Annotated in this window: 16 protein-coding genes and 1 pseudogene; 14 read left to right on the plus strand and 3 right to left on the minus strand. The window is 46.3% G+C overall.

Annotation, left to right across the window (positions count from 1 at the left end; translation table 11 throughout):
* Nucleotides 1-875 precede the first annotated feature (875 nt).
* The 6 genes from H6F86_RS17425 (at nt 876) to H6F86_RS17445 (ending at nt 6356) form a co-directional block, all read left to right on the plus strand.
* Nucleotides 876-2045 carry a glycosyl hydrolase family 18 protein gene (locus tag H6F86_RS17425; RefSeq protein ID WP_190450000.1) on the plus strand — a complete coding sequence of 390 codons (1170 nt, stop codon included), beginning with the start codon at nt 876-878 and terminating at the stop codon, nt 2043-2045.
* Nucleotides 2046-2195: 150 nt separating this feature from the next.
* A complete protein-coding gene (locus H6F86_RS17430; RefSeq protein WP_190450001.1) occupies nt 2196-4049 on the plus strand; it encodes a hypothetical protein in 1854 nt (617 codons plus the stop codon).
* Between the two features lie 86 nt (nt 4050-4135).
* Entirely contained in the window at nt 4136-4459 is a 324-nt protein-coding gene (locus tag H6F86_RS17435; RefSeq protein ID WP_206756052.1) for a hypothetical protein, read from the plus strand.
* A 226-nt stretch (nt 4460-4685) separates the two neighbouring features.
* The gene (locus H6F86_RS32875; protein WP_277881685.1) at nt 4686-4814 is read left to right on the plus strand and encodes a hypothetical protein; all 129 of its coding nucleotides are present in this window, start codon (nt 4686-4688) and stop codon (nt 4812-4814) included.
* Nucleotides 4815-4946: 132 nt separating this feature from the next.
* A complete protein-coding gene (locus H6F86_RS17440; protein WP_190450003.1) occupies nt 4947-5654 on the plus strand; it encodes a DUF928 domain-containing protein in 708 nt (235 codons plus the stop codon).
* Between the two features lie 6 nt (nt 5655-5660).
* Nucleotides 5661-6356 carry a response regulator transcription factor gene (locus tag H6F86_RS17445; protein WP_190450004.1) on the plus strand — a complete coding sequence of 232 codons (696 nt, stop codon included), beginning with the start codon at nt 5661-5663 and terminating at the stop codon, nt 6354-6356.
* A gap of 137 nt (nt 6357-6493) precedes the next feature.
* Here the strand turns inward: H6F86_RS17445 and H6F86_RS17450 are convergent, their stop codons facing one another.
* The 3 genes from H6F86_RS17450 to H6F86_RS17460 form a co-directional block, all read right to left on the minus strand.
* Nucleotides 6494-6823 carry an aldehyde dehydrogenase family protein gene (locus tag H6F86_RS17450; protein ID WP_242033573.1) on the minus strand — a complete coding sequence of 110 codons (330 nt, stop codon included), beginning with the start codon at nt 6821-6823 and terminating at the stop codon, nt 6494-6496.
* A 195-nt stretch (nt 6824-7018) separates the two neighbouring features.
* On the minus strand, nt 7019-8047 hold the full coding sequence (locus H6F86_RS17455; RefSeq protein WP_199305348.1) for a DUF3365 domain-containing protein: 1029 nt from the start codon (nt 8045-8047) through the stop codon (nt 7019-7021).
* Nucleotides 8048-8188: 141 nt separating this feature from the next.
* Complete coding sequence (locus H6F86_RS17460) at nt 8189-11581, minus strand: hypothetical protein (RefSeq protein ID WP_190450006.1); 3393 nt, start codon at nt 11579-11581, stop codon at nt 8189-8191.
* Nucleotides 11582-12996: 1415 nt separating this feature from the next.
* Between H6F86_RS17460 and H6F86_RS17465 the strand changes: the two genes are divergently transcribed.
* The 8 genes and pseudogenes from H6F86_RS17465 (at nt 12997) to H6F86_RS17500 (ending at nt 22011) form a co-directional block, all read left to right on the plus strand.
* Nucleotides 12997-13470: an aldo/keto reductase gene (locus tag H6F86_RS17465; RefSeq protein ID WP_190450007.1), complete on the plus strand. Its 474-nt coding sequence runs from the start codon at nt 12997-12999 to the stop codon at nt 13468-13470.
* Nucleotides 13471-13554: 84 nt separating this feature from the next.
* A complete protein-coding gene (locus H6F86_RS17470; RefSeq protein ID WP_190450008.1) occupies nt 13555-14844 on the plus strand; it encodes an NAD(P)/FAD-dependent oxidoreductase in 1290 nt (429 codons plus the stop codon).
* 155 nt (nt 14845-14999) lie between these two features.
* Nucleotides 15000-15194, plus strand: a complete 195-nt coding sequence (locus H6F86_RS17475; protein ID WP_190450009.1) for a hypothetical protein — start codon at nt 15000-15002, stop codon at nt 15192-15194.
* Between the two features lie 32 nt (nt 15195-15226).
* Complete coding sequence (locus H6F86_RS17480; RefSeq protein WP_190450010.1) at nt 15227-15883, plus strand: VTT domain-containing protein; 657 nt, start codon at nt 15227-15229, stop codon at nt 15881-15883.
* Between the two features lie 679 nt (nt 15884-16562).
* Nucleotides 16563-18590 carry a ScyD/ScyE family protein gene (locus tag H6F86_RS32335; protein ID WP_242033574.1) on the plus strand — a complete coding sequence of 676 codons (2028 nt, stop codon included), beginning with the start codon at nt 16563-16565 and terminating at the stop codon, nt 18588-18590.
* Between the two features lie 480 nt (nt 18591-19070).
* A complete protein-coding gene (locus tag H6F86_RS17490) occupies nt 19071-19502 on the plus strand; it encodes a cupin domain-containing protein (protein ID WP_190450011.1) in 432 nt (143 codons plus the stop codon).
* An 802-nt stretch (nt 19503-20304) separates the two neighbouring features.
* Nucleotides 20305-20493: pseudogene (locus tag H6F86_RS17495) on the plus strand (zinc-binding dehydrogenase); the annotation flags it as partial.
* An 18-nt stretch (nt 20494-20511) separates the two neighbouring features.
* Nucleotides 20512-22011, plus strand: coding sequence for a phenylacetate--CoA ligase family protein (locus H6F86_RS17500; RefSeq protein ID WP_190450013.1), 1500 nt, complete (start codon nt 20512-20514; stop codon nt 22009-22011).
* Nucleotides 22012-22194 lie beyond the last annotated feature (183 nt).

Here is a 22194-nt window from a genome sequence, read left to right on the forward strand (position 1 = left end):
ATTTGGAGCACAGATAACCAATACACCCCCGTAACTTTCATTACTGCTGTCTCAGTGAATGATAAAACAAATCATCGCCCTAAACCATAAAAATGGTTGACCTCTATAGGGTATAAAAACTTACTAAACAATACATTGCATACCTGTACCAGCCTAATTACATAGGTGTGCAATTAGATTAGCTCATTTAAGTCATGAACTTGACATAGGCGGTTAAGGCATCTCTTCTATTCAACTTCTACCATGTAAACCAAGTAGATAGTTTTGACAGAACAAGGAGAATTGTGCAATGCACACTCAACGAATAGGAGGCTTATACAAGCTCTACTGCATAGGCTGGAGAAATGGCTCCCTTAAGTACCTTTCCCCTCTTGAGCACAAGTTACTCAGTATCTTCCTTTGCTATCGCAGAGGCTATGCCGAAGGGGCTGAGTGGAGACATCAGCAGTGCTTGAAAAGTCTGCGATCGAGATAAACCCACTGGGTGAACACCATTTCTAAGGACATGGGGTCAGTCAAAGTCCTTGCCCATCTACTCACCCACTACAGAGTTGTGCAATGCTAACTACCTTCATAAGCAATAGGACGTACAAACTTAAGTACTTAACTTGGCACGGAATACTCTGACTTCAATCTATCTATTCGTTGTACCAATTAAGCAAACACAGCTTGAAGTTGCAGCAAATTGTCAAACCCTCCACATCCATGAACCCACGCTTTAGATGCAAAGAACAGGTTTATAAACGATGAATAAGTACTTCCCTGTAAGCATAAGGTAGAGGCTAGAGACACCTAATCTTAACGATTGCAATGCTGAGAGCAATGCGGCGGTTCTTTACCCTCAATAACACCAAAAACAAAGGAGAGTAACCAAAATGGCTTACAAATTTATTACTTACTTCAGCAACTGGGCACAATACCGCAAAGTAGGAGAATTCTTACCTGATAAAATTGACCCCTCGCTCTTTACACACATCAACTTTGCTTTTGGTATGTTCGGCTTTGTGAGTTGGAGTGTCGATCCGAACGAAACACGAACCGGAGAGCAACGCTATACAGGTGACTACACCATTCAACCTGTAGAACATAATGATAAAGGAGAACTGTATCCGGCGATCCAGAGTTTAAAGCAGAAAAACTCCAACCTCAAAACGCTGCTCTCAATTGGTGGCTGGAGTTTCAACACTTGCGATGATACGCCTGAGTCAGCCGGAACAGAAAATCCCTATGGTCCCTTTACCTGCCAATTATTCAGCAAAATGGCAGCCGATCCGAATGGTAGGACGCAGTTTATTAAATCTGCGATCGACTATGCTAAAAAAAACGGCTTTGATGGCATTGACCTCGACTGGGAATACCCTGGCGACTCTAAACGAGGGGGGCAAGATGCCGATTATGATAATTACCTGGCACTGCTGCAAGAGTTCCGTCAAACTGCTGGGCAAGATTTTCTGATCACGATCGCTTCTTCTACAGTCCCCAAGGGCAGCAAAACGGGCGATTCATTCTTTCAATGGCTGGCTCAGTGCGGTGAATATTTAGATTGGTTCAACGTCATGTCCTACGACTATCACGGGGCTTTTGACGATCCCAACACAGTGGGAACAGGAGCCAACGCGCCCCTCCTGGAAGATTCCGTACTCGATGGTATTTTTAACATCAAAGATACGGTGGAATCTTACCTGAAGGCGGATATTCCCAAAGAAAAGATTGTGCTGGGATTACCTACCTACGGACGGAGTTATGTTGTTGAAGACCGTACCGATGGTCTTGGAAAGCCTTTTAGTGGGCCTGGACCCGCAGGACCTGGAACACTCACCCCTGGTATCCTCTCTTACTTTGAAATCCTTGAGAAAATTGATAGTGGCGAACTTGACGTATTGAGGTGGGACGAACCTACTTTAACTCCCTACGCCTACAGCACTAAGACTGGACTTTGGGTGACTTATGACAATGAGAAATCACTCGGTTATAAAGTCAGCTATTTGATTGAAAAAGAGTTGGGAGGTGCAATGGTATGGGCGATCGATTTAGACAAGTTTTAGCGATTGCTCTGTTGCACCTGCACACACTGAATCTTTAGCAATGGGAGACTGTTCCATTCAAGCTGCTATAGCTCGAAATCAGTTGCTCACAACATTAATTCAATTTGGTGTTTCGTACATCACAACAATCCTAGTTTACGAGAAAAAATTATGGCTGCTGACTCAAACCGTTTTCCGCTCCAGACCGCGATCAAAAAGATTTTGGATGACCCAAACTCAAGACCAGAAATACCAGGATTAGAACCAGAACCAGAACCAGAACCAGAATGGTCGCTCCCACGACCCGGAATTCTTCGTGGTTCATGGTCTGAGAGTGTTCCGGTATCTAGCTTCACGTCCCTTCAAGCCGGAGGGACAATATCTAGCTTCACGTCTCTTCAAGCCAGAGAGACAGAAGATATTCATACCCATCGCCTGTCGGGCTCTCCAGCCGTGGCAGTCTTTCAAGACACGCTTTACTGCGTCTATGAGGGACCGAATAACGCAGGTGTGCTGCATTACTGTACCTTTGACGGACAGAACTGGTCTAGCGATACACCACTAGATAATCAGACAAGTGGTTCCCCTGCACTAGCAGTCTTTCAAGACAAGCTTTACTGCATCCATCAGGGATATGGAAATGATGGTTGGCTGTATTACTTTACCTTTGACGGACTGACCTGGTCTGGTAGTACAAAACTACCCAAGCATGGCACTTCAATCACCGAACGTCGTTACCCCTGTGCTTCTCTAGCAGTGCACGGAGGATCGCTTTACTGTGTCCATGAGGGACAGGGAGGAGGAAAGGGTTGGCTGTATTACACTATCTTTGACGGAAAGACCTGGTCTGAGGACAAACCACTAGGTGATCACGGCACAACTGGTGGAGGAACTCTCATAGAGATGATTGGATCTAGGGGGGTGGGCAGCAGGCTGGTCTGCATGCATGAAGGGAAAAACGCGTCAGGGTATCTGTGGTATACCACATTTGAAAAAAGAGGTTCAGGTAAGGACGCAAAAGAAGTATGGACTTCAGACGCTGAATTTAAGCTTTACGGTAAGATTACCAGGCATGTCATATCTGGACCTCCCGCGTTGGCATCAGACTTTAACGAATTCTATGCAGTTTTTGAAGAACCGGGAAACGCAGGTTACCTTTCTTCCTTTAATAATGTAGAGCGTGTGCCAGAATGGCTCAAATATGATAATGGTCAGACCACTGGGTACATTGATACATCTGGTTCTCCCGCTCTTGTAAAATACAAGGACAAGTTTTACATTCTGAGTCAGGGACGAAGAAATAATGGTTTGCTTCAGATAACAACACAAGATTTCGATAAGCCTACCCCTCCAGGAAAAATTCTTCTAATAGATGCAAATGAAGAAAAAGACTCAGCCACTACGGCTACCTATAACCGAAGACGTAAGGCGCTTTACCCCTACGTAAGTACTACCAGATTTAACAATAGTGTCATATCGCTAATAGGCAGCGAGATGACGCGCACTAACGTTGAAGTCAAACTCAGAGACCCCGATGTCATTTTTTGTTCAGCTTCGGGGCATGGGCTATTCGACTCGCTGTATGGACGAATGGATGCGGAAGGCGTTTATGAGAAGGTTATTGGAAAACGTCAGTTTCAACCTCCTGAGGCGAAGGGCAAAATCTTCCACTTCCTTGCTTGTCATTGTGGATACCCCAACATCGGACTTGGAGTAGATCTAGTATATAACGGAGCATTAGCCTTTGTGGGCTATTCCAAGGCATATCAACTGTTGCTCCGTGCCCGAAGAGATTTTCTGGACACCGATATAGAAATCGATATCGCTTTGATAGAAGGTCTCAGTGTTCAAGATGCCTATGATAGGGCTATTGCAAGGTTTAACGAAACGATTGCAAGGTATAGAAAAAAAGGGTCAGCCGAGTATGATCCTGAAGCAGCAAGCATTCTAGAGTACAACAGGGACATATTAGTATTCTATGGGAATAAGTATGCCAGGCTATATGCACCATGGGGTGGTGGATGAAAAGAATGACATATTACTTCCTTGCCTAACAAATGTTACCGATCCTAGTTCACAACTCTAGAAAGAGGTAAAGTCTCATGGAATCAATGAAAAAACTGTTACAGGAAAAGGGCTTGTGGGATTTACCCATTGGGTATCACAACGAATCTAAAGAAATGGTTGCCCTCGGAAATATTGCTGATCCCTTAAACGCTCTTCAATCGATTAGAAGCCTTGATCAATCCCAACGGGAGAATCTAGTGATAGAACGCTGGAGGGCAGGCGGTTGGTCAGATCTCATCTCCGATGATGAATCAATCACAGTAAATCGTGCCATCAAAGAGGTACAGGAAAACACAGAGTATGGGCAAGATCTTGTCAAGCTCCATATCAGGGCAATTGAAATGCTGCTAGAGGATCTGACTGCCTAGAGCACCAGTCAGGACAAACGCATCTTTCAATAAAAACCTATCAATTTCATTAACGCCTAAAATAATCGCATTAACGCTGTTGATTGACATTAATTTAGGCGATCTCTTTAACGCTTGAAAGAGAAATCAGACAACAAATTCTAATTATTGTGTAATTTCACAATTTAGTTTTTGTCAAGATGAATTTAGATGCACTTGCCCTGATTCTCTAGGTGAGAAATCAGTTGTGGGTTTGACGGTAACGCCACAAGGCGATCGCACTACAAAACGCGCGATCGCCTCGTTTAAACAATTCTTGATGCACATAGGCAAACCTCCGATCGTCCCTACTGGCAATTTTGTATACGCTGCCTAGTAATGAAAATTCGCGCTTGTGTCTTATAGCTAAACTAACGTTTGCTCAACCAAAACTATGATGATTCCAATCCAGTGTTTTCCGAACAAACGCATCATCAAACTAGTTACTAGCTGTACCTTGAGCTTAGTAATGATTGTAGCTCCAGCAGCTTTAGCGGTTTATACACCCGGCACTCAAAAGCCCGTTCCTCCAGGTAGAAAATCGGATGGAGGAACGACTAGAGGATGTTCTGGCGGAGGTCTGCCGCTAACCGTTCTTGCCTCGCGTAATTACGTTGGACGAACGATTTCTCGGCATCCTACATTTGCCTGGTTTGTTCCTCGTGGTTCCGCCTCTAAGCCCATGGAATTCACAATCTACGAGTCGGTTCCAGGCGGTAAACCCAAAGAAGTTCGCAAGCTACCCTTGCAGAGTTCGCCGGGAATTATGAAGTTATCTCCATTCTTGCAGAATGAACCAGGGCTGCAACCAGGGAAAGAGTATTTCTGGCAGGTTGTCATTCATTGTGATCCCGATAACCCATCCGGTGATTTAGTCAGCGAGGCAAGTATTGAAGTTGTAGGAATGCCTGCCGTTGTGCAAAGTAAATTGAACAAAGCAATCAATAGCGTTGAAAAAGCTAACATCTATGCTGAGGCAGGTTTATGGTACAACGCGCTAGATGAGGCGCTCAAACTAGCTGAAGCGTCGAAACTGGGAGTAGCAGGTTCAACTTTGTTAAACGATTTGGCTCAATCGGAAGCACCAGAAACCATATCAGAGTTACCACTTAAACAACGAGACGCGATCAAGAAACAAATTGAAAATTTGAAGCAGATTGCAAACAGCACACGGTGAACGACAATGATTCGCCTACTGCTCGTAGACGACCAAAATTTTATTTGCCTTGGGTTGAAGGCAGTGTTAGAAGTAGAACCCGACTTAGAAGTGGTGGGAATTGCTGAAAATGGAGAAACTGCTATTGAGCAGGTAGCTGCGTTACAACCCGACCTAGTATTAATGGATATCCAAATGCCTGTGATGGATGGTCGAGTCGCGACGCGAGCCATCTGCGAGCAATTTCCAGACGTAAAAGTGATTGTCTTCAGCACCTTTGACGACAATCAGTACGTCATTGAAACACTCAAAGCTGGGGCAAAGGGCTATTTGCTTAAGGATATGCCGCCAGAAGAATTAGTGCAGGCGGTTCGGTTAGCGTATTGCGGATACAGTCTTCTGGGACCAACGCTGTTGAAAAAGCTAGCAACCAGCATTCCTGACTTGAAACGGGCTGAATCACTATCAGCCTCACTAGATTTAACAGCGTTAACGCCTCGTGAACAAGAAGTTTTACGGTTGATTAGCGATGGCTCTACCAATCGTGAAATGGCAGCGCGGCTTGAAATCTCAGAAGGAACGATTAAAACTCATGTCACTCATCTGCTCGATCGCCTCAACTTAAGAAATCGTACTCAACTTGCTATCTACTCTAATTCAATCTTTAAGGAAAATATCTGCCCATGCAGAGCTGCTACTCATGAGCCAGTCGGTGATAGCTAGTAGAAATTGAATGGAGCCTTCGCTGATGAGCATGGTTATACCGTTTCACTTTTTACTAAGATTCAGTTCAGGATGCACTAACGATCTTTTTGAAGAAGCCTAGTTTCTTCGCGTAAGGTGCATATCGCCAATTTAGATCAATCAAAAAAGGTTCCTTCAACACACTTGCGATCGACAATACAGGGACTTTTACCTCCCCGCTCTAGAGTGACGAGAGTGAGTTGTTTTACGGCTGCCTCCATCACAATTTGACCTACACGAATTTCTCCTGTAAAAAAGATGTAGTCAAACTTCTGTGTTAGCAGAACACAAGCTATCTCAACGCCACTTTCTAGAACCGCGACATACCTGGAATCAAAGGTTTCTTTGACCAACTGAGCAACGACATGCGAGGTCGCCGGAGCCAACTCTGAGGGCTTGAGAATGGCACAATTTCCGGCAGCGATCGCCCCTATCAGGGGCAACATTAGTAGCTGAGAAAGTAGCCGAGAAGAATAGTTCCAGGGTCTAATAATAAGAATGACCTCTAGCAGTTCAGATTGCACCTATGCTGTCCAGGCTACTGAACCAAGGGCAGTTTCACCTTACGAGGCTTAACCTAGGATTTGACCTGCTTGAGGACATAGTTCCATTCATCCAATACTCCAAGCTTTAAATAGCAACTAAGACTTCCGCTGGTGCAGCATTTCTATAGAAATCTCCAAACTAGATTTCATGCGTCCAAAAGCAGCAGCTAAGGCCCCAATTTCATCTTGCGAATTGTCTTTAAAGTCAACACTCATCTCACCAGTGCTGATAGCATGCGCTGCTCCGGCAATGCGTTTGATTCTCTGGATTACAGTTAGCTTGAGCAGGAAATTAATTAACAGAATCACAACAGCAAAAACGCTAAATAGTATCTTCATTAGGGCAAACAGCGATCGATTGACGCTATCAAACACGGCTTCAGCAGGCACAGAAACCACCTGAGCCGTAATCGGATCGTTCAATTGCCAACCGAAACCATTGTTCGATCCGTAGATTGTGATCTGACTCTTAGGTGCCATTTCTGGAGCTGTGTGGCATTGAAGACAATTTGGGTCTGTGATGGCAAAGGGATGAGCAATGTAAAAAACTTTTCCTTGGGGCAACGTCCGAAAGCCAGAAAGTTCTTTTAAGTCTGGTTCTTCACGAAACCGTTCAATCAGGGCGGTTTCAAATTCATCTGCCTTGTCTCTTATATTTGTAGGGTTCAACGTGGCATCTTTATAAAAGAAGTTCGCGTAGTTTTCGTGCTGACGCAGCTTTTCAAACACCTCCCTTACGGCGTACGTTGGCACTGACTCTGGAACGAAGGCAGGTGTAGTTTCGATTTTCTCCGTAAGTGAAGGATCTTTAGGAATTTGGGTTTCGAGTTTCTCTGTGAGTGCAGGATCTTTAAGAATTTGGGTTTCGGGTTTCCCTGGGAGTGCAGGAGCGCTGGGAATGTAGGTTTGGAGTTCCTCTGTAAGTGGAGGATCGCTAGGAGTCTCGGTTTCGAGTTTCTCTGTGAGTAGAGGAGTGATGTGAGCCTGGTTATACTCTCTGACTGAATTCATGGTTTGCATCAAAAGCGCTGCTTGAGCAGTCACTTCAAACTGTGCCCTCTGCTCCAAAACATTTGCTAGTGCCGCTCCACTCAGGCTGATGCCGATGATAAAGACAAGAAGCAAAACTAAATTAAATTTGGTGCTAAGCTTGGCATTTCTAAACCGCCTTATCATCAACATTAATGACCTCAAATCTAATTGGCTGTTAGCTAGCAGTGATTAGCCAACGGTTAATAATCTTTGTCAGTGATTGCTTAACAACTCCTACGGGTTAGAATTGCTACCTCGCGCTTGCAGCGATCGCTCACGCCTTTGAGAACCGCTATCGGGAGCCAGCCGTCGTCTAAACGCACGTGCCTCTAGAACGTCGGGAATCTTCTGTGCCAGGGTATCGATCAACTGATTGCGGGAGGTTGGAGCAGCATCCGTCATCACTTCCTCTACAATCAGAGCAGCGATCGGACCAATGCTGTAAGCGAGTTCTTGCTGACACCGTTCGATCAAGATAGGATCGATTAACTGACCAATTTGGTTCGTTGCGTCCGTCGTTTCTGGATCGTCTGGAGCAACAGAAAGGAGGTATTGTTGACGAGACGTTTCAGTGGATGCGGCTTGAATCGGTGCTTGAACGTTAGGCATTAGGCTTATCCCTGACACAGGTGCAGCCGTAGTTGCAATTCGGGTTCTGCTTTGAGACTTCCAGTGCGGATACCTGAGGAACGGAAAGGAAGCGACTCTTTTGGCAAGCGCCCAAAACAGCACATAGCTAGCTAACAAGCGCTCAAACGAGCTAAACCGGGATTCCCTTAATTCTTCAATCACCGCGTGTTGGTCGGCTGGAACCGTTTCTTCAAGAAAATTGGGCTTACTTTCTAACACGATCGCCTGTCTAAACCCTTTGTGAGCGATCGCCGGATTATGTCCCAATGCAACAATGTCTGGACCAACACCCAGATTCCTGACCCCATCGGCTTGCTTACCCGTCATAACGACCGCATCCTGATCATTTTTTTGCATTTGGCTGCGGCGACCGTCAGGCACTCCTAAAAATACCAACGTACCCCTAGTGATGCGGTGCCCAAATTCATGCAACATATCATCTTGTGGGTTGGCTCCATGCACATCTAGAGAGGCAATTCCACAGCTCAGGGAAAACAGTTTGCTCACGTAGGCTCTTAAGAGTTGATTGACCCAGGGCACATCCCCAATGACTAACGTTCGTTTACCCACGCGCGCTAGAGGCTGTCTACCCTGCAAACAGCGCAGTCCCAGCGTCCATAGCCAGGGACCAAAGATGGCAACCCCAATATCCACCAAGATGAGAACCGGACTAGCCAATTCTAATAAAAACAATTGGCTCGATAAGCCAGTGGCTAACAGCAGCCCACGCAGAATCGTCTGAGTCACTGGCAGGATAGATCCGTACGGGATTAACCATCCCAGCACGATCAAAACATACAATGCATGAATGCCCCAGACTAGTGGACCTTCGGTGATATGCCAGGACCACTTGCGCCCCTGTCTTACCAGCGTTTTGTTCTCCGGTGATTTGATCGCGGCTCCCCTGGTCGTGGTTCCGGTGAGCGAAACAAGGCTGCGATTGAGAAAATCTACCTTAATGGTTTCCAGCGTGACTAAGCTTTCTTGGGTCAGGGTCATTCCAAACGGGCTGGAGTCGGGAAACGTTTGTCGGATGCGTTTCGCAAGATGCAACAGAATTTCTGTCAGCGTCGCCTGAGTGGCGGCAACGGTCACGGTGGCAGGTTCAGCCGTTCTGCGTCCGCTACCGTTGATGAAAATTCTACGGCTAAATGCCGCTCCTAAGAAATAAGATTGAGTAATTGCAGATCCCATCAAGCTATTCAGTTCTCCAGTGAGAATAAACAGCCCGCCAATCACTCCCTGCTGATGGAGCTTATCAAAGGCAGCAGTTGCCTGCAACGTGGGAAAGGTTTGACCAGACTGACTGATGGCTAGCACGATCGAGTCTTTGCCTAACTGCAAACTTTGAGAGTCGTGCTTCAATTGCCTCAACACCTGATTAGCTGACAGCGTTTTGACATTTAACAAGGGAAAAATGGTTGTTAAATCCTGAGCGAACCGTTCGCCTAACCACAGGCTATTTTCAATGCCAGTAATTAAGAAATCAACGGTTTGCAACTGCCCCAACTCGCTGCCCAAGCCTGCTTTAACCAGTTTTTCTCGCTTCTCGTCAAAGTGCTTCACTTTTTCGATTAAGAGATCTGCTAAGTATTCTGCACTTTGACAATTAAACGAGGATGGGTTTCTCCATAAGGTCTCGATCGCTTTCAGCACCTGCGGAATGTCCCGAATATCACTGGCGACGGGATCTTTGGCATGAGCGTTAGGACTTTGAATGTAGGGGTTCCCTTGCATCGGTATCCATCGTTTTCCTAGCTCTGACGCCAGCAGTTCGCGGCGTTCTGTGATGGAATAGATCGCAATGTTGTTTGCACCGACTAAGGCAACTTCTCCTGCTGTTTGGTCTAAATCTAAGCGGTAAGAGTCAGGCATCCCGACTAAAACAGCATGGACTGCGGCGGTTTCCGATGCGTAAACCATGTAGTTTTCCGGCAAGTTAAATCCAATCGTCATTGGCTGACCTTGAGCACCTAGCACCAGATTCTCCTCGCTTAAAGTGGAAACCGTGACCAGACCGAAGCTGCCCTCGGCTTGTGACATAAATAGTTGCGTTGCCCGATATAAATCATTGTGCAAGAACGCCTCGATCGCCCCTCTCACAAAAGCGAGTCGCGTTTCCTCACTCCACTGTCCAAACCAAATGTGCTTGCTAATTTCTCGAAAGACCAACGTTTCAAAATACCTGAAGTCGTCTTTAGTGAATGAGTCTTTTGCCTCATTGTGCCGTTGCCAGATTCTGGCAAAGATCTCAGCCCAATCGGCTAACGCTTGCTGGGAAGGAGCCGTATTCGGTGCTGCTTTCGCTGGTTCTTGTCCCCCAAACGCGGCTTCAACTGACTCGGCAACCGCAAGTTGATAAGCCAGTCTAACTGAGGCATCCCACATTCCCTGAGTGATTAACAGATCCATCATGCCGGCGATTTTTGGGGAATCTCCGTTTGTGGAGTTGGGCGTATGTAAGACTCGTTCGAGCCACAAGCCTAGTGTTGTGTTGTCGATCGATCTGCCAAAGATTCTCCAGGCGTCAAAGTCTCCGTTATGGGTAATGCGGTGATTGACGTTTTTGCGGCGGCAAATCCATTTCCCATCTTCAACCTGCCAAACCTCCGCGTCTCTTGCTGGCATCCACTCATGCCAATGTGTCTCAAGAATCGCGGGCGGGCTGCTCGTTCCATAACGGTAGTGCCAGGCTCCAGTAACAACGGATTCCAACGGCTTGCTCTTTGCTTTTGAGACCGCTTTGCGTCTGACCGGGGCAAAGGCGGCTTCCAAAGCATGTGTTAAATTGCCTCGCTTTTGATTCAAGATCTTTTTGCCAACAAATATAACTTGGTTATTTTTGTTGCGTGCTAAAACCAGTCCACCTCCGGCTTGCTCGCCGCGAATCTCGGTTTCACGACCCATTTGCTTAAAGACTTCCACAACTCGAACTGGCAGAAGCTCTTGGTTGTCCTCAGAAATTCGTTTACCTAAAAAGCCAAAATTACCGCACATGATTTGTTTCGTCAGTTGAAGTTGTCATTGATTCAGGTCTTAGAGCTATTGCAGAAGTTGATTTCTGCTATGTAGCTGTAGGGCTGATCGGTTCCCGCTGACTAACTTCTGCAAGGATTCAATCCAAATCGCTAAACTGTTTACTCGATCAAGATCTTCTTTGTGTTTCACAGGATGTACTTTACCACTGTAAATGCATTTGTGAGTGTATTAAAGAGTAATTAATTGAGCACGACGAAGGCAACTTATAACTCTTCAGAGCATAGGTGCTTTGATCAAATTATTCTTCTAGCTCAGGGAAGGGTTTCTATCTCTAACTTTCGCTGAACTATTCTCTAACTTTCGTTGATGTCGTGAAATTGTTTGCGACTTTTGTTGTAGTTATGGCACTGAATTCTTAACTAAGTGAATTTGACTTTAGTTACTTCAGATGCAGCAATGATTAAAGCAGTAGTAGGGCATTGTGTTTGCATTACGGATTAGAATGCTAGGTTAAGCGAAATCCCATTGATCCTGGGGCATATTTTGTGCCCATTGCTTGATGAAAGCGTTGGGTGGTGCATCGAGAACCTCTTTAGGAATTGCTTGCCACTAGTCAAAACTTGCCTAATGCGTAATGATTACAAGCTCATTCGGGCTCTTTGGATTTGTCCATATTTCTTTGCTTTGGTTGTTTTCTTCTGAAAAACGTCTTGAATCCCATCTTAGCGACTTGAAGAACTTTGCTTAGACTTCCGTTGAGGAGCCACTCATTTAGGTTTAGATAGTTCTATTGGGAAAGGATAAACACTAGGGCAATGCTGATCATATGGTCAGTATTTCCGAACATGACATTTGTTCAGCGTCCTGTCTCTAGAGCACTACCCTAAAATCCAATCAGTTCCATTTTTCTTTTCACATCGTCAAAAAGTCGGAATTTATTCGGGAGAAAGGTCTGAATTTGCTTGTAAAATTCGCTTCAATGCTTTACTTCATCGCCTGTGAACACGCCTGAGCGGTACTCTAGGCTTGTGGAAAGGAAGGCAAATCAGACGAGTGGTGGTGCCATTGGGTAAAGGATAGAAGAAAATCGCTAGCATTAGGTTCTGTATCCTACTGATGATTAAGTGATGAAATGCGAATTTCTCATGCGTCAGTTTTACTGCTTAGTCACGCTTGTCTTAAATCTCACCTGAGTATAATGAACTTCACTACTCAACTTCTTGTAGATTCTTACAATAATTTGTCATATTCTTATGGTTTTAGCGCACCTACTTTAGTGTCACTTTCATCCTGTTTCAATCCAGCGGTATACTCTGACCAGTTGCGGACTTTCTAGCTCACAGTGATATTTAGTTTTTGATGGTACTTCAACCCTTTCACGATGCTCCGTCCACAGCCTTTTTTGTGCAACGCTGCTCTCAGGAGTAAAAATTATGAAAATGCGAAAACTAGGCAGTCAAGGACTCGTGGTTTCCGCATTAGGATTAGGCTGCATGGGCATGTCTGAATTCTATGGGAGTCCTAATGATCAAGAGTTGATTGCAACTATTCATCGTGCTATTGATCTAGGCATCAATTTTCTTGATACCTCAGATATATACGGTCGATTCATCAACGAGCAGTTAGTTGGGCAGGCGATTCGCGATCGACGCGATCAAGTGATTGTGGCAACTAAGTTTGGCAATGTTCGCACACCTGATGGGCAATTTTTCGGCATCAGCGGCAAACCTGAGTATGTAAATTCTGCCAGTGATGCTTCCTTGAAGCGCTTAAGCATTGATACAATCGATTTGTATTATCAGCATTGCGTTGACCCAACAGGACGAGACTGGCACCTAGAACCAAGGGGTGTGGACTTGCTACCGCATGATGGAGCCGGAGCTTTTTGGCAGCAGTACCCAAAGTAACGAGAGCGGTAGAGTTCGTTTGCCACTCCATCGTTTTTGCAACACCATCCATTGGAACTCAGTACACTTCAGGAAGAAAATTCAATGCTTCAAACGGTTGTCATTATAGGAGCGGGTCCAGTTGGACTGTTACTTGCCCATTATCTACTGCGTCGAGGGAAGTATCGCATTGAGCTTTATGAGCAGCGTCCTGACCCGCGTTTGGTAGATGCATCGCAAGACCGTACGTTTCCGCTCTCGCTTCAGGCACGAGGGAGAAAAGCACTTCGCCAGATTAGAGGGTTAGAGGAGGCGATCGCTGCTGCTGGTGTATTCTGCAACGGATCAAAGATTTATCGTCAAAAAGGGAAAACCCGTGAGATTTCGCGGGTAGTGCCGCTGCTTACGATTGACCGCAATCGCCTGGTGATGATTCTCTTACAGCACTTAACTCAAACCGACAATTCAGAACAACTCACCGTGAAGTTTGGCTGTCAGTGTGTTGGAGTAAACCGGAGCGCGAAGACCGTGACGTTGCAGCCAGAGCAAGGTGAGGCGTTCACCCTTACCTATGATCGCTTAGTAGCAGCAGATGGAGTGCGATCGCCCATTCGTGACTATTTAGTTCAAGATGCAGGCTTGCAATGTGAGCAAACCTATATCCCGGATGCCTATAAGTCAGTGTTTCTTACTCGCTTAAATCCGGTTCTAGGGTTGGAGCTAGAACCGGACAAAATTCATGGGTGGAATCGGGATAATCGGACACGAATGGTAATGGTGCCTCAACCGGGCGATCAACTGAATGGCGTTATTACTTTTGATGCCCAGGACAATCCGCTCTCAAGCTTGACGACACAAGAGGAAGTCTTACCATTCTTCCGCGAAAACTTTCCCTTGTTTGGGCAGTTGATGTCAACGGAGGAGGCAGAAGCATTCTGGCATCGTCCAGTGGGGCAAGTATTCACGGTACGGTGCGATCGCTTTCATGAGGGCGACAGCATTTTGCTGATGGGAGATGCAGCCCACGCCGTCTCGCCAGCAATGGGGCAGGGATGCAATGCATCCTTGGAAGATGTCCTGATTTTTGAGCGCTTGTTGGAGCAGTATCAGGATGATTGGGCGTTAGCATTACCCACCTTTTCTGAACAAAGAGTACCTGATGCTCATGCACTTAGGGAATTGTCAGATTACTCATTTCCACGCACGAAGTGGTTATTCGTTGAGTTTTTTTTGCGATCGCAGATCAGTCGTTTCCTACATCAATGGTTTCCACAGTGGGTGCAGCCGTTTGTCTTTGATCTGGTGTTCGATCACGATATGCCTTATTCCCAAGTATTGAACCTGCACCAGGGCTGGATTAATAAAGTGAAGCGATCGTCGCCTCATCTTGCATGAAACGTTGCCTTCTGCTTCGAGGGAACAAGCTAGACAGTTCCTTTGCATCTAAAAGGTCGTAAACTGGCTCATGCTGATGCTTTTGATGAAATCGTAGGACGGGAACTAGCTCCCGGTTTAGATTTAACCAGCGATGAAGCGATCGCGGCTTACAAATGTTCGTCAGTAATAGTGAAGATGGTACATTCCGTCTACAGGGCAGCAGCATAGGTAAGTGTTTGGAAGCCCTGGCTGTTGATCGCCCCTATCAGGCAATGAACCTTTCCGGCGTAACTAAAACAAACGCGCAAAAGAAAACATGGCGGGTTTTGGGCACAATCGAACGTTCGATGCAGGTTGTGACGAATTAGAAATTGCTTTGATTAAGCATGGAGTGCTGGCGATGCAGCATAGAATCATCAAAATTCTTGAGTTTAGTTTGGTTGTTGTGTTGATTGCAGGCGCAATTTGGTTTGTCAATCGAGTGGGTATTGATCAAATTAGAACCAATGTTGCTCAGTTTGGCATTGGGGCACCTTTCATTATTCTGTTGCTAAGACTAACTAGTATTGTGGTTCCTGCCTTGCCCGGTACAGCGTATGCGATTTTGTCAGGGGCGTTGTTTGGATTTGCACAGGGTTTAATTGTGATTGCGATCTCAGATTTTTTTGCCTGTGCCACTAATTTTTTCCTTGCCCGTCGCTATGGTCGCGGAGTGGTACAGCGGCTCGTCGGTGAACGCTTGATGGAAAGGCTCGATCGCTGGAGCCAGAAATATCTTGAGGGCAATTTCTTCTTGATGACAGGTGCCTTGATGACTAGCTTTTTTGACTACATTTGCTACGCCGCTGGTCTCAGTCGAATGTCCTGGAAGCGCTTTATGAGCGCTTTAGGGTTAAGTATTGTGATTGTAAAACCTCCCCTTGTGGCGGCTGGGGCTGGCATTTTGCAAGGTGAGAAGCTATTGATCGGCGCTTCAGTGTTAGGAGTGTTGGCGATCGCAATCATCACTGCCTGGACGCGACGTAAGGGAAATCAAATTGCTAATCTGGATCGGTAGGTGACTCTGCATATAGGTACTTTATTTAAATTCGCTTCTGCAAGGTTGCGAAGGTGAGTAACGTAAACACACCAACGGTGCTATAAGTCAGCTGCCAAATAGTTCAATGAGTGATTATGCTGTTTGTTGAGCCGCAGCAAGGTAGAGAGGTAGATTAACCTCTACAATTGCAGCAAGCATTAGCATAAGGTTCCCAGAAAGGTTGTGTTGCAAAAACTGGTTAGTGGTAAGGTCGATAAACCCACCCACAGCTAGCTCCTCTCCAATCGCTACTTCGGTATGGTCAACTTAACTAGGTCTGCTCAGAATGCAGCACAATCATGCTTCCATCATCAGGTGCGCTCAATTGATGCAGCAGTTTTCAGGCAAATGACTGCTTGCAGCTCAACGAGCGAGATTAATACTACAAGCTTAGACTTGGCGTGAGCTAGCTACTTATTCCACTATCCTTTAATGCGCCACCAACGATTCCGACCGATCAACGAAAGGTAGAGAACGTGTCAGCGAAAGTTGGAGGTGAAAACCCCTTCCTGAGCTAGAAGTGCAATTTAACCCAAGCACTTACACTATGAGCAGTTCTAGGTTACCTGCATCGCGTTCGTTCAAGCCACTGGAGGTCTTAATTATGCAGTATAGATTGGTGCTACTGACAACAGCTAGTTGAAACGACGAAAGTTTGATGTCGAAATCAATACACTATATCGGGAGTTTTATTGTGGAGAAGGAATCATCGATCGCTGTTTCAGAGCAAACCTGTACTGACTCTGATAAATCACATGCGCCACAGATTGAGGTTTTAGCAAGTGGTTTGGATGGACCTAGAGGGTTAACGTTTGGTCCAGATGGAGCACTCTACGTCACTGAAGCTGGACGAGGAGGGCCTGGAGCTAGCATTCCATCTCCCAGTGTCCCCGGTGCAGTTCTGTCCTATGGTGCGACAGGTGCGATTACTCGGATTCAAGATGGTATTGTCGAAAGAGTAATTACGAGTTTACCGTCACTGGCATTACCAGACGGTAGTGACGCGGCAGGTGTCAATGATATTGAATTTGATGCCTATGGCAATGCCTACGCCATTATTGGCTTTGCAGGTAATCCAGCACTGCGTGACAGCGTTATCCAGGTGCCCGATTTCAGCCAATTGATTGCAATCGAGAATTTTGACGGTGGTGCTTCCTGGACACGACTCGTAGACTTGGGAGCCTACGAGCAAGCCAATAATCCTGATGGGCAGGACGTAAACACGAATGTTTTCGACTTGCTGATTGAAAACAACACAGCCTACGTGCTTGATGCCGGTGGAAATGATTTGCTCAGCCTGAGAGCGTTTAGCAGTGCGGGACCAACTTTAGAGACAGTGTTTCCTACACGTACCGCCATCAATCCCTTCACAGGTGAGGAAATCGTACAACAGTCGGTACCGAACTCTATTACTGTTGGTCCAGATGGTGCCTTTTATGTTGGTGAATTGACAGGGTTTCCGTTTCAGGAAGGAAGTGCGCGAGTTTATCGCATTGGGGCAGAGGGCGAACCGGAAGTCTACGCGGAAGGTTTCACCAACATCATTGACCTGGCATTCGATCAATCTGGTGGTCTTTACGTTTTAGAGTACGATGCCGATGCCATTTTGAATGGTGGTGAAACGGGTGCTCTGATTTATATTTCTCCCGATGGCTCGACTCAAACTACGATCGCTGATGATGAACTCATTAATCCCACTGGCTTAACCCTGGGTTCTAATGGCGATATCTATATCTCAAACAAGGGCTTTGTTCCGGGACAGGGAGAAGTGCTGCGAATTCGTCCAGGGGATTATCCATTCAGTCCTGATCCACTGTATAACCAGGTAAAACACTATACAACGACGATCGCTGCTGATGGTGATCCGGCAGATGTTTACTACCCCGTTGTGCCCGATGCAACGGCAGATCAGTTACCGATCGCCCTAATGCTACAGGGTGCTCTGGTCGATAAAGCTGACTACTCCAACTATGCAGAAGAAGTTGCCAGTTATGGATTCGTTGTGGTTGTCTCTAACAATGAACGCACTGTCAGTGGGCCTGATGGACAAGCCATTACTGGGCTTCTGGCAGATCAGCAACAGGTGAAAGATGTCCTTGATCAGATGAAAGTGGAGGATGCCGCTGCTGACTCACCCATTTTTGAAATTGTGGACACTGAAAAATTGGGGCTTCTGGGACACTCCTTTGGCGGTTATGCGGGATTGGCTGCCATTCAAAACATCAATGATCCAGCGGTTTCTTCAGGTGACTATACTCGCCCCCCTGAGCTGATGGCAGGTGTTTTCTATGGCACTAACTTCCAGTCTCCGACGAATAGCGGTATATTTCCACCCATTGATAACCAAGATATTCCAGTTGGCTTAATTGCAGGCACCTTGGATGGTGTCTCTGATTTTGGTGAAGTGGCATCAACCTACGTGAAGATTCAAGACCCACCGAAGGCGTTGATTGCTGTTGACGGTGCCAATCACTACAGCATTACCAATGAAGATAATGTTGCCCGTGATCCGAACCGTCCTACGCTTGATCAGGCAACTGCTAACGGAGCGATCGGTCGCTGGAGTGGGCTATTTTTGCGATCGCACCTACTGGGTGATCAGGGAGCATTTGATTATATCTACAACACAGGCGGCGACCTTGATCCAAATGTGAGTGTGATTAGTCAAACCCCATCAGGTTCTTAGCTAAGGTCTCTAAAGGACTGTACAGCGACCCAAGAGCTATGACACAACTTTCTATTACCGAGAACATGAGTAATGCAGAGACAGTCGTTGGTAAAGTGCTACTAATTGGTCAGCAGTAACAGAGGTTATCGAGTGACATCTGCGATTGTTGACACAGTGTCTCAAAGATGAAACGTGCTTACCATGGGGACACGTTGGCGGCAGAAAGCAAGTGAACTCAACGATGGCAGCTGTAGGCGCGCTCTGTCCTATACGAGAAATCGCGTTTGTGCGCTGCGTGACATGAGTGCAGGAGCTGCTACAGCATTTCGAGCTGTCGCCAATAAAGTGTTGATGTTGCTCTACTAAAAATCAGAGCACTATACAAGTGCAGCAAGAAAAACATCTGCACAACATAGAACGTTGTGACGCCAAGAGATGTGACTTGCAAAACGACCGTTCTAAATCATCAATTACGAAAATAGCATTGTGGAGGCTTTGATGAACCAATCTTGTGTCATTCCGGTGGTTAAGTCGCCGCATGAATACCAGGCTTACCGTATCAGTCCAGATGCCACGAATCGGTTAGCAATCGTGTTTGATCCAGCAACCGTTAATTTATCAATCACTTACTGCATTGAGATTTTTGATGTTGGTGGAAAAACGCCACCCAATCGACATCAGTTCGCGACAGAAATGTTTTTTGTGCTGAGAGGTGAAGGCATTGCAGTTTGTGATGGCAAAGAAATTGCGATTCATGCTGGAGATACCTTGCTCGTGCCGCCAACTGGGGTCCATGCAATCCGCAATATTGGAGCGGAGCGTCTATACACGATTACTATTATGGTACCGAATGAGGATTTTGCCGAATTGATTCGTAGCGGCGTGCCAGCTGAACTTGATGCCGAAGATTTAGCTGTGCTGCAATGTTGATCGCACCACAATTTGTAATAGTTAAAACTTAATCTGGTTCTTCTTGTAAAAGATATTGCCCTTTGCCAAGGAAGTATCAAAGATGGTAGTTTTAAAAAGGTAATGATAGCTATAAGTTCTTCTAGCTCAGGTTTTCAGGACTTAAAGCTAACTTTGTAGACCTGAAGTAGCTCGACTTTTTTCACGTCTTTGCAGCAACACATCTGAGAGCATAACGAGAAAATCAGCACTGTGGCTTCTGTTTTAGACCGATACTTGGAGCTTCTTATACGACAGTATCTCAATCAAATTTAGACTGACAAGGTGTTTCAGCCATCATTATCTTTAGGACATGACCCTAAGGGTCAGTCTTGAGGGGCACCGCTTGACTTGCCCACGTCGCAGCTACCAAGCGCTAACAAGACCAGAGACTAAGTGTAGAGCGACGAATTAGCTGGTCGCAGCGACAAATTAGAAGTCAAGTTTTTTACGCCTGTAACCATTACTAGAAGGGCATTTCACTTTTAGCGTTTCTGATATGAGGCTGTAGAAATCGCTTCAGCAGGCGGTGCAGAAGGAGTTGAATTGATAACAAACAATCTGCCGTTCTGGTCAAATAATTCGTCGCCTTACACATATAATTGATTACACCCAACGAGATTTCACCAAGGACTCAATCAAGTACGATATTATCTTTGATGCCTTTGGCAATCGTTCTTTAGCAGGCTGCAAATCCGTCTTGCAACCATAAGAGTTTCGATGTCAAAACACAGCCCTATTCAGGAAACTATTTTCAGAGTTTGCTGACAGTGTTGTTACCGAGCAAAAATACAAAGTGATTTTGCTCAAATCAAATCGGCACGATTTGATTGATCTGAAAGAGCAAATTGAAGCTGGCAAACTCTGCTCCTGCATCGATCGCACCTATCCCTTATCCGAAATTGCTGATGCGCGCACCGACAGCGAAACAGGACAACCAGTGGGCAAAATTGTCATTGCGATCGCAACCTAGAAAAACGTTGATTATACGATGCACCATCCTCGATCTCAGCATATTCTTGAGACCTTTCAGGCTTTTCTAACCACGCCGCTTGCTGCCAAGTTGCGACAGCACAGTCAAGCGGACTGGGACAAAGCGGTGCTGGACTTGTTCCACCAAACGGCTGTAACAGTGCCTGCCTATGGTTCGTTTCTGCACACTCAAGGCATTGATCCGGCTACTATTCAAACGATCGTAGACTTTCAACACCTGCCTCTCACCACGAAGGACAATTACCTGCGGCACTACTCGTTGGCGCAGTTGTGTCGTCAAGGGCAACTCGAAAGCTGTGACATGATTGCCGTTTCCTCTGGCTCCACCGGACAACCTAGCTTTTGGGCGCGATCGCTGGTGGATGAATTTCAGATTGCCACCCGCTTTGAGCAAATTTTTCACGATAGCTTTCAAGCCGATCAGCGCCGCACTTTGGCGATTGTGTGTTTTGCCCTAGGAACCTGGGTTGGCGGGATGTACACTGCAAGCGGTTGTCGTCATCTGGCAAGCAAAGGTTATCCTCTTACCCTGATTACCCCTGGAAACAACAAAGTTGAAATTCTGCGAGTCGTTCAAGCCCTCGCTCCCCAGTTTGAGCAGGTGGTACTCCTGGGCTATCCTCCCTTCCTGAAAGATGTGATTGATAGTGGCATCACTCAAGGTCTTGACTGGCAGGCTTATCGCGTTAAGTTGGTCATGGCGGGGGAAGTGTTTAGTGAAGCATGGCGATCACTGGTTGGCAGCCGGCTTGGTTCTACAAACTACTGCTACGACTCGGCTTCGCTCTACGGCACGGCGGATGCTGGAGTGCTGGGAAATGAAACGCCTTTGAGCATTTGCATTCGTCGTTGGCTAGCGGATCATCCCGATGCGGCACGATCGCTGTTTGGCGAATCCCGGCTGCCAACCCTGGTGCAATACGACCCGCTCAGTCGTTTTTTTGAAGCCCAGGACGGAACACTGCTATTTTCCGGTAACAATGGCATTCCCCTCATTCGCTATCACATCGCCGACAATGGTGGCTTGATCACGTATCCACAAATGCTGCAATTTCTGCAAGAGTGGGAATTTGATCCCATCCAGGAGCTGCAAGGCAACCGGGGAGTTTATCCCTTACCGTTTGTCTATGTGTTTGGGCGATCGCACTTCACCGTGTCTTACTTTGGTGCCAACGTCTATCCTGAAAATGTCACGATCGGCTTGGAGCAAGCGCCAATTTGTGAATGGGTGACTGGAAAATTTGTCATGCAAGTGACGGAGGATGCCGATCAAAACAAGCATCTTACCATTGTGGTGGAGTTGGCTCCCAATGTCACAGGTAATGAGGAGAAGCGAAGGGCGATCGCCACTGCTATTCACCAGCAGCTGCAACGACTCAATAGTGAATTCGCGAACTACGTGCCAGAGGCGTACCAAATGCCTCACATCACGCTGTATCCAACGGGTGAGCCGAATTATTTCCCTATCGGGGTTAAACATCGCTACACCCGCTCATAACGATCGTCCTCAGTTACTCTGTTCAAGCAGCACCTCCTGAATTCATCTGACGCAGTTCAGCTGCAGTTCTCAGTGCATCAAATTAGAAGTTATTGGCAGCATAAAGTTTGACTTGTTGCGCTACCTTTTTTGCTCATTCACACTTGCCTCATCCCTGCATGGATTCACTTGAAGTGGAAGTGA

The sequence above is a fragment of the Phormidium sp. FACHB-592 genome, from assembly GCF_014695795.1.
Taxonomy (GTDB): Bacteria; Cyanobacteriota; Cyanobacteriia; order Leptolyngbyales; family Leptolyngbyaceae; genus Stenomitos.

Excerpts from the sequence above, each read along its gene's own strand:
- H6F86_RS17425 (WP_190450000.1), top strand. The coding sequence starts at position 876 with ATGGCTTACAAATTTATTACTTACTTCAGCAACTGGGCACAATACCGC.
- H6F86_RS17430 (WP_190450001.1), top strand. The coding sequence starts at position 2,196 with ATGGCTGCTGACTCAAACCGTTTTCCGCTCCAGACCGCGATCAAAAAG.
- H6F86_RS17435 (WP_206756052.1), top strand. The coding sequence starts at position 4,136 with ATGAAAAAACTGTTACAGGAAAAGGGCTTGTGGGATTTACCCATTGGG.
- H6F86_RS17440 (WP_190450003.1), top strand. The coding sequence starts at position 4,947 with ATGATTGTAGCTCCAGCAGCTTTAGCGGTTTATACACCCGGCACTCAA.
- H6F86_RS17445 (WP_190450004.1), top strand. The coding sequence starts at position 5,661 with ATGATTCGCCTACTGCTCGTAGACGACCAAAATTTTATTTGCCTTGGG.
- H6F86_RS17450 (WP_242033573.1), bottom strand. The coding sequence starts at position 6,823 with ATGTTGCCCCTGATAGGGGCGATCGCTGCCGGAAATTGTGCCATTCTC.
- H6F86_RS17460 (WP_190450006.1), bottom strand. The coding sequence starts at position 11,581 with ATGTGCGGTAATTTTGGCTTTTTAGGTAAACGAATTTCTGAGGACAAC.
- H6F86_RS17465 (WP_190450007.1), top strand. The coding sequence starts at position 12,997 with ATGAAAATGCGAAAACTAGGCAGTCAAGGACTCGTGGTTTCCGCATTA.
- H6F86_RS17470 (WP_190450008.1), top strand. The coding sequence starts at position 13,555 with ATGCTTCAAACGGTTGTCATTATAGGAGCGGGTCCAGTTGGACTGTTA.
- H6F86_RS17475 (WP_190450009.1), top strand. The coding sequence starts at position 15,000 with ATGTTCGTCAGTAATAGTGAAGATGGTACATTCCGTCTACAGGGCAGC.
- H6F86_RS17480 (WP_190450010.1), top strand. The coding sequence starts at position 15,227 with ATGCAGCATAGAATCATCAAAATTCTTGAGTTTAGTTTGGTTGTTGTG.
- H6F86_RS32335 (WP_242033574.1), top strand. The coding sequence starts at position 16,563 with ATGTCGAAATCAATACACTATATCGGGAGTTTTATTGTGGAGAAGGAA.
- H6F86_RS17490 (WP_190450011.1), top strand. The coding sequence starts at position 19,071 with ATGAACCAATCTTGTGTCATTCCGGTGGTTAAGTCGCCGCATGAATAC.
- H6F86_RS17500 (WP_190450013.1), top strand. The coding sequence starts at position 20,512 with ATGCACCATCCTCGATCTCAGCATATTCTTGAGACCTTTCAGGCTTTT.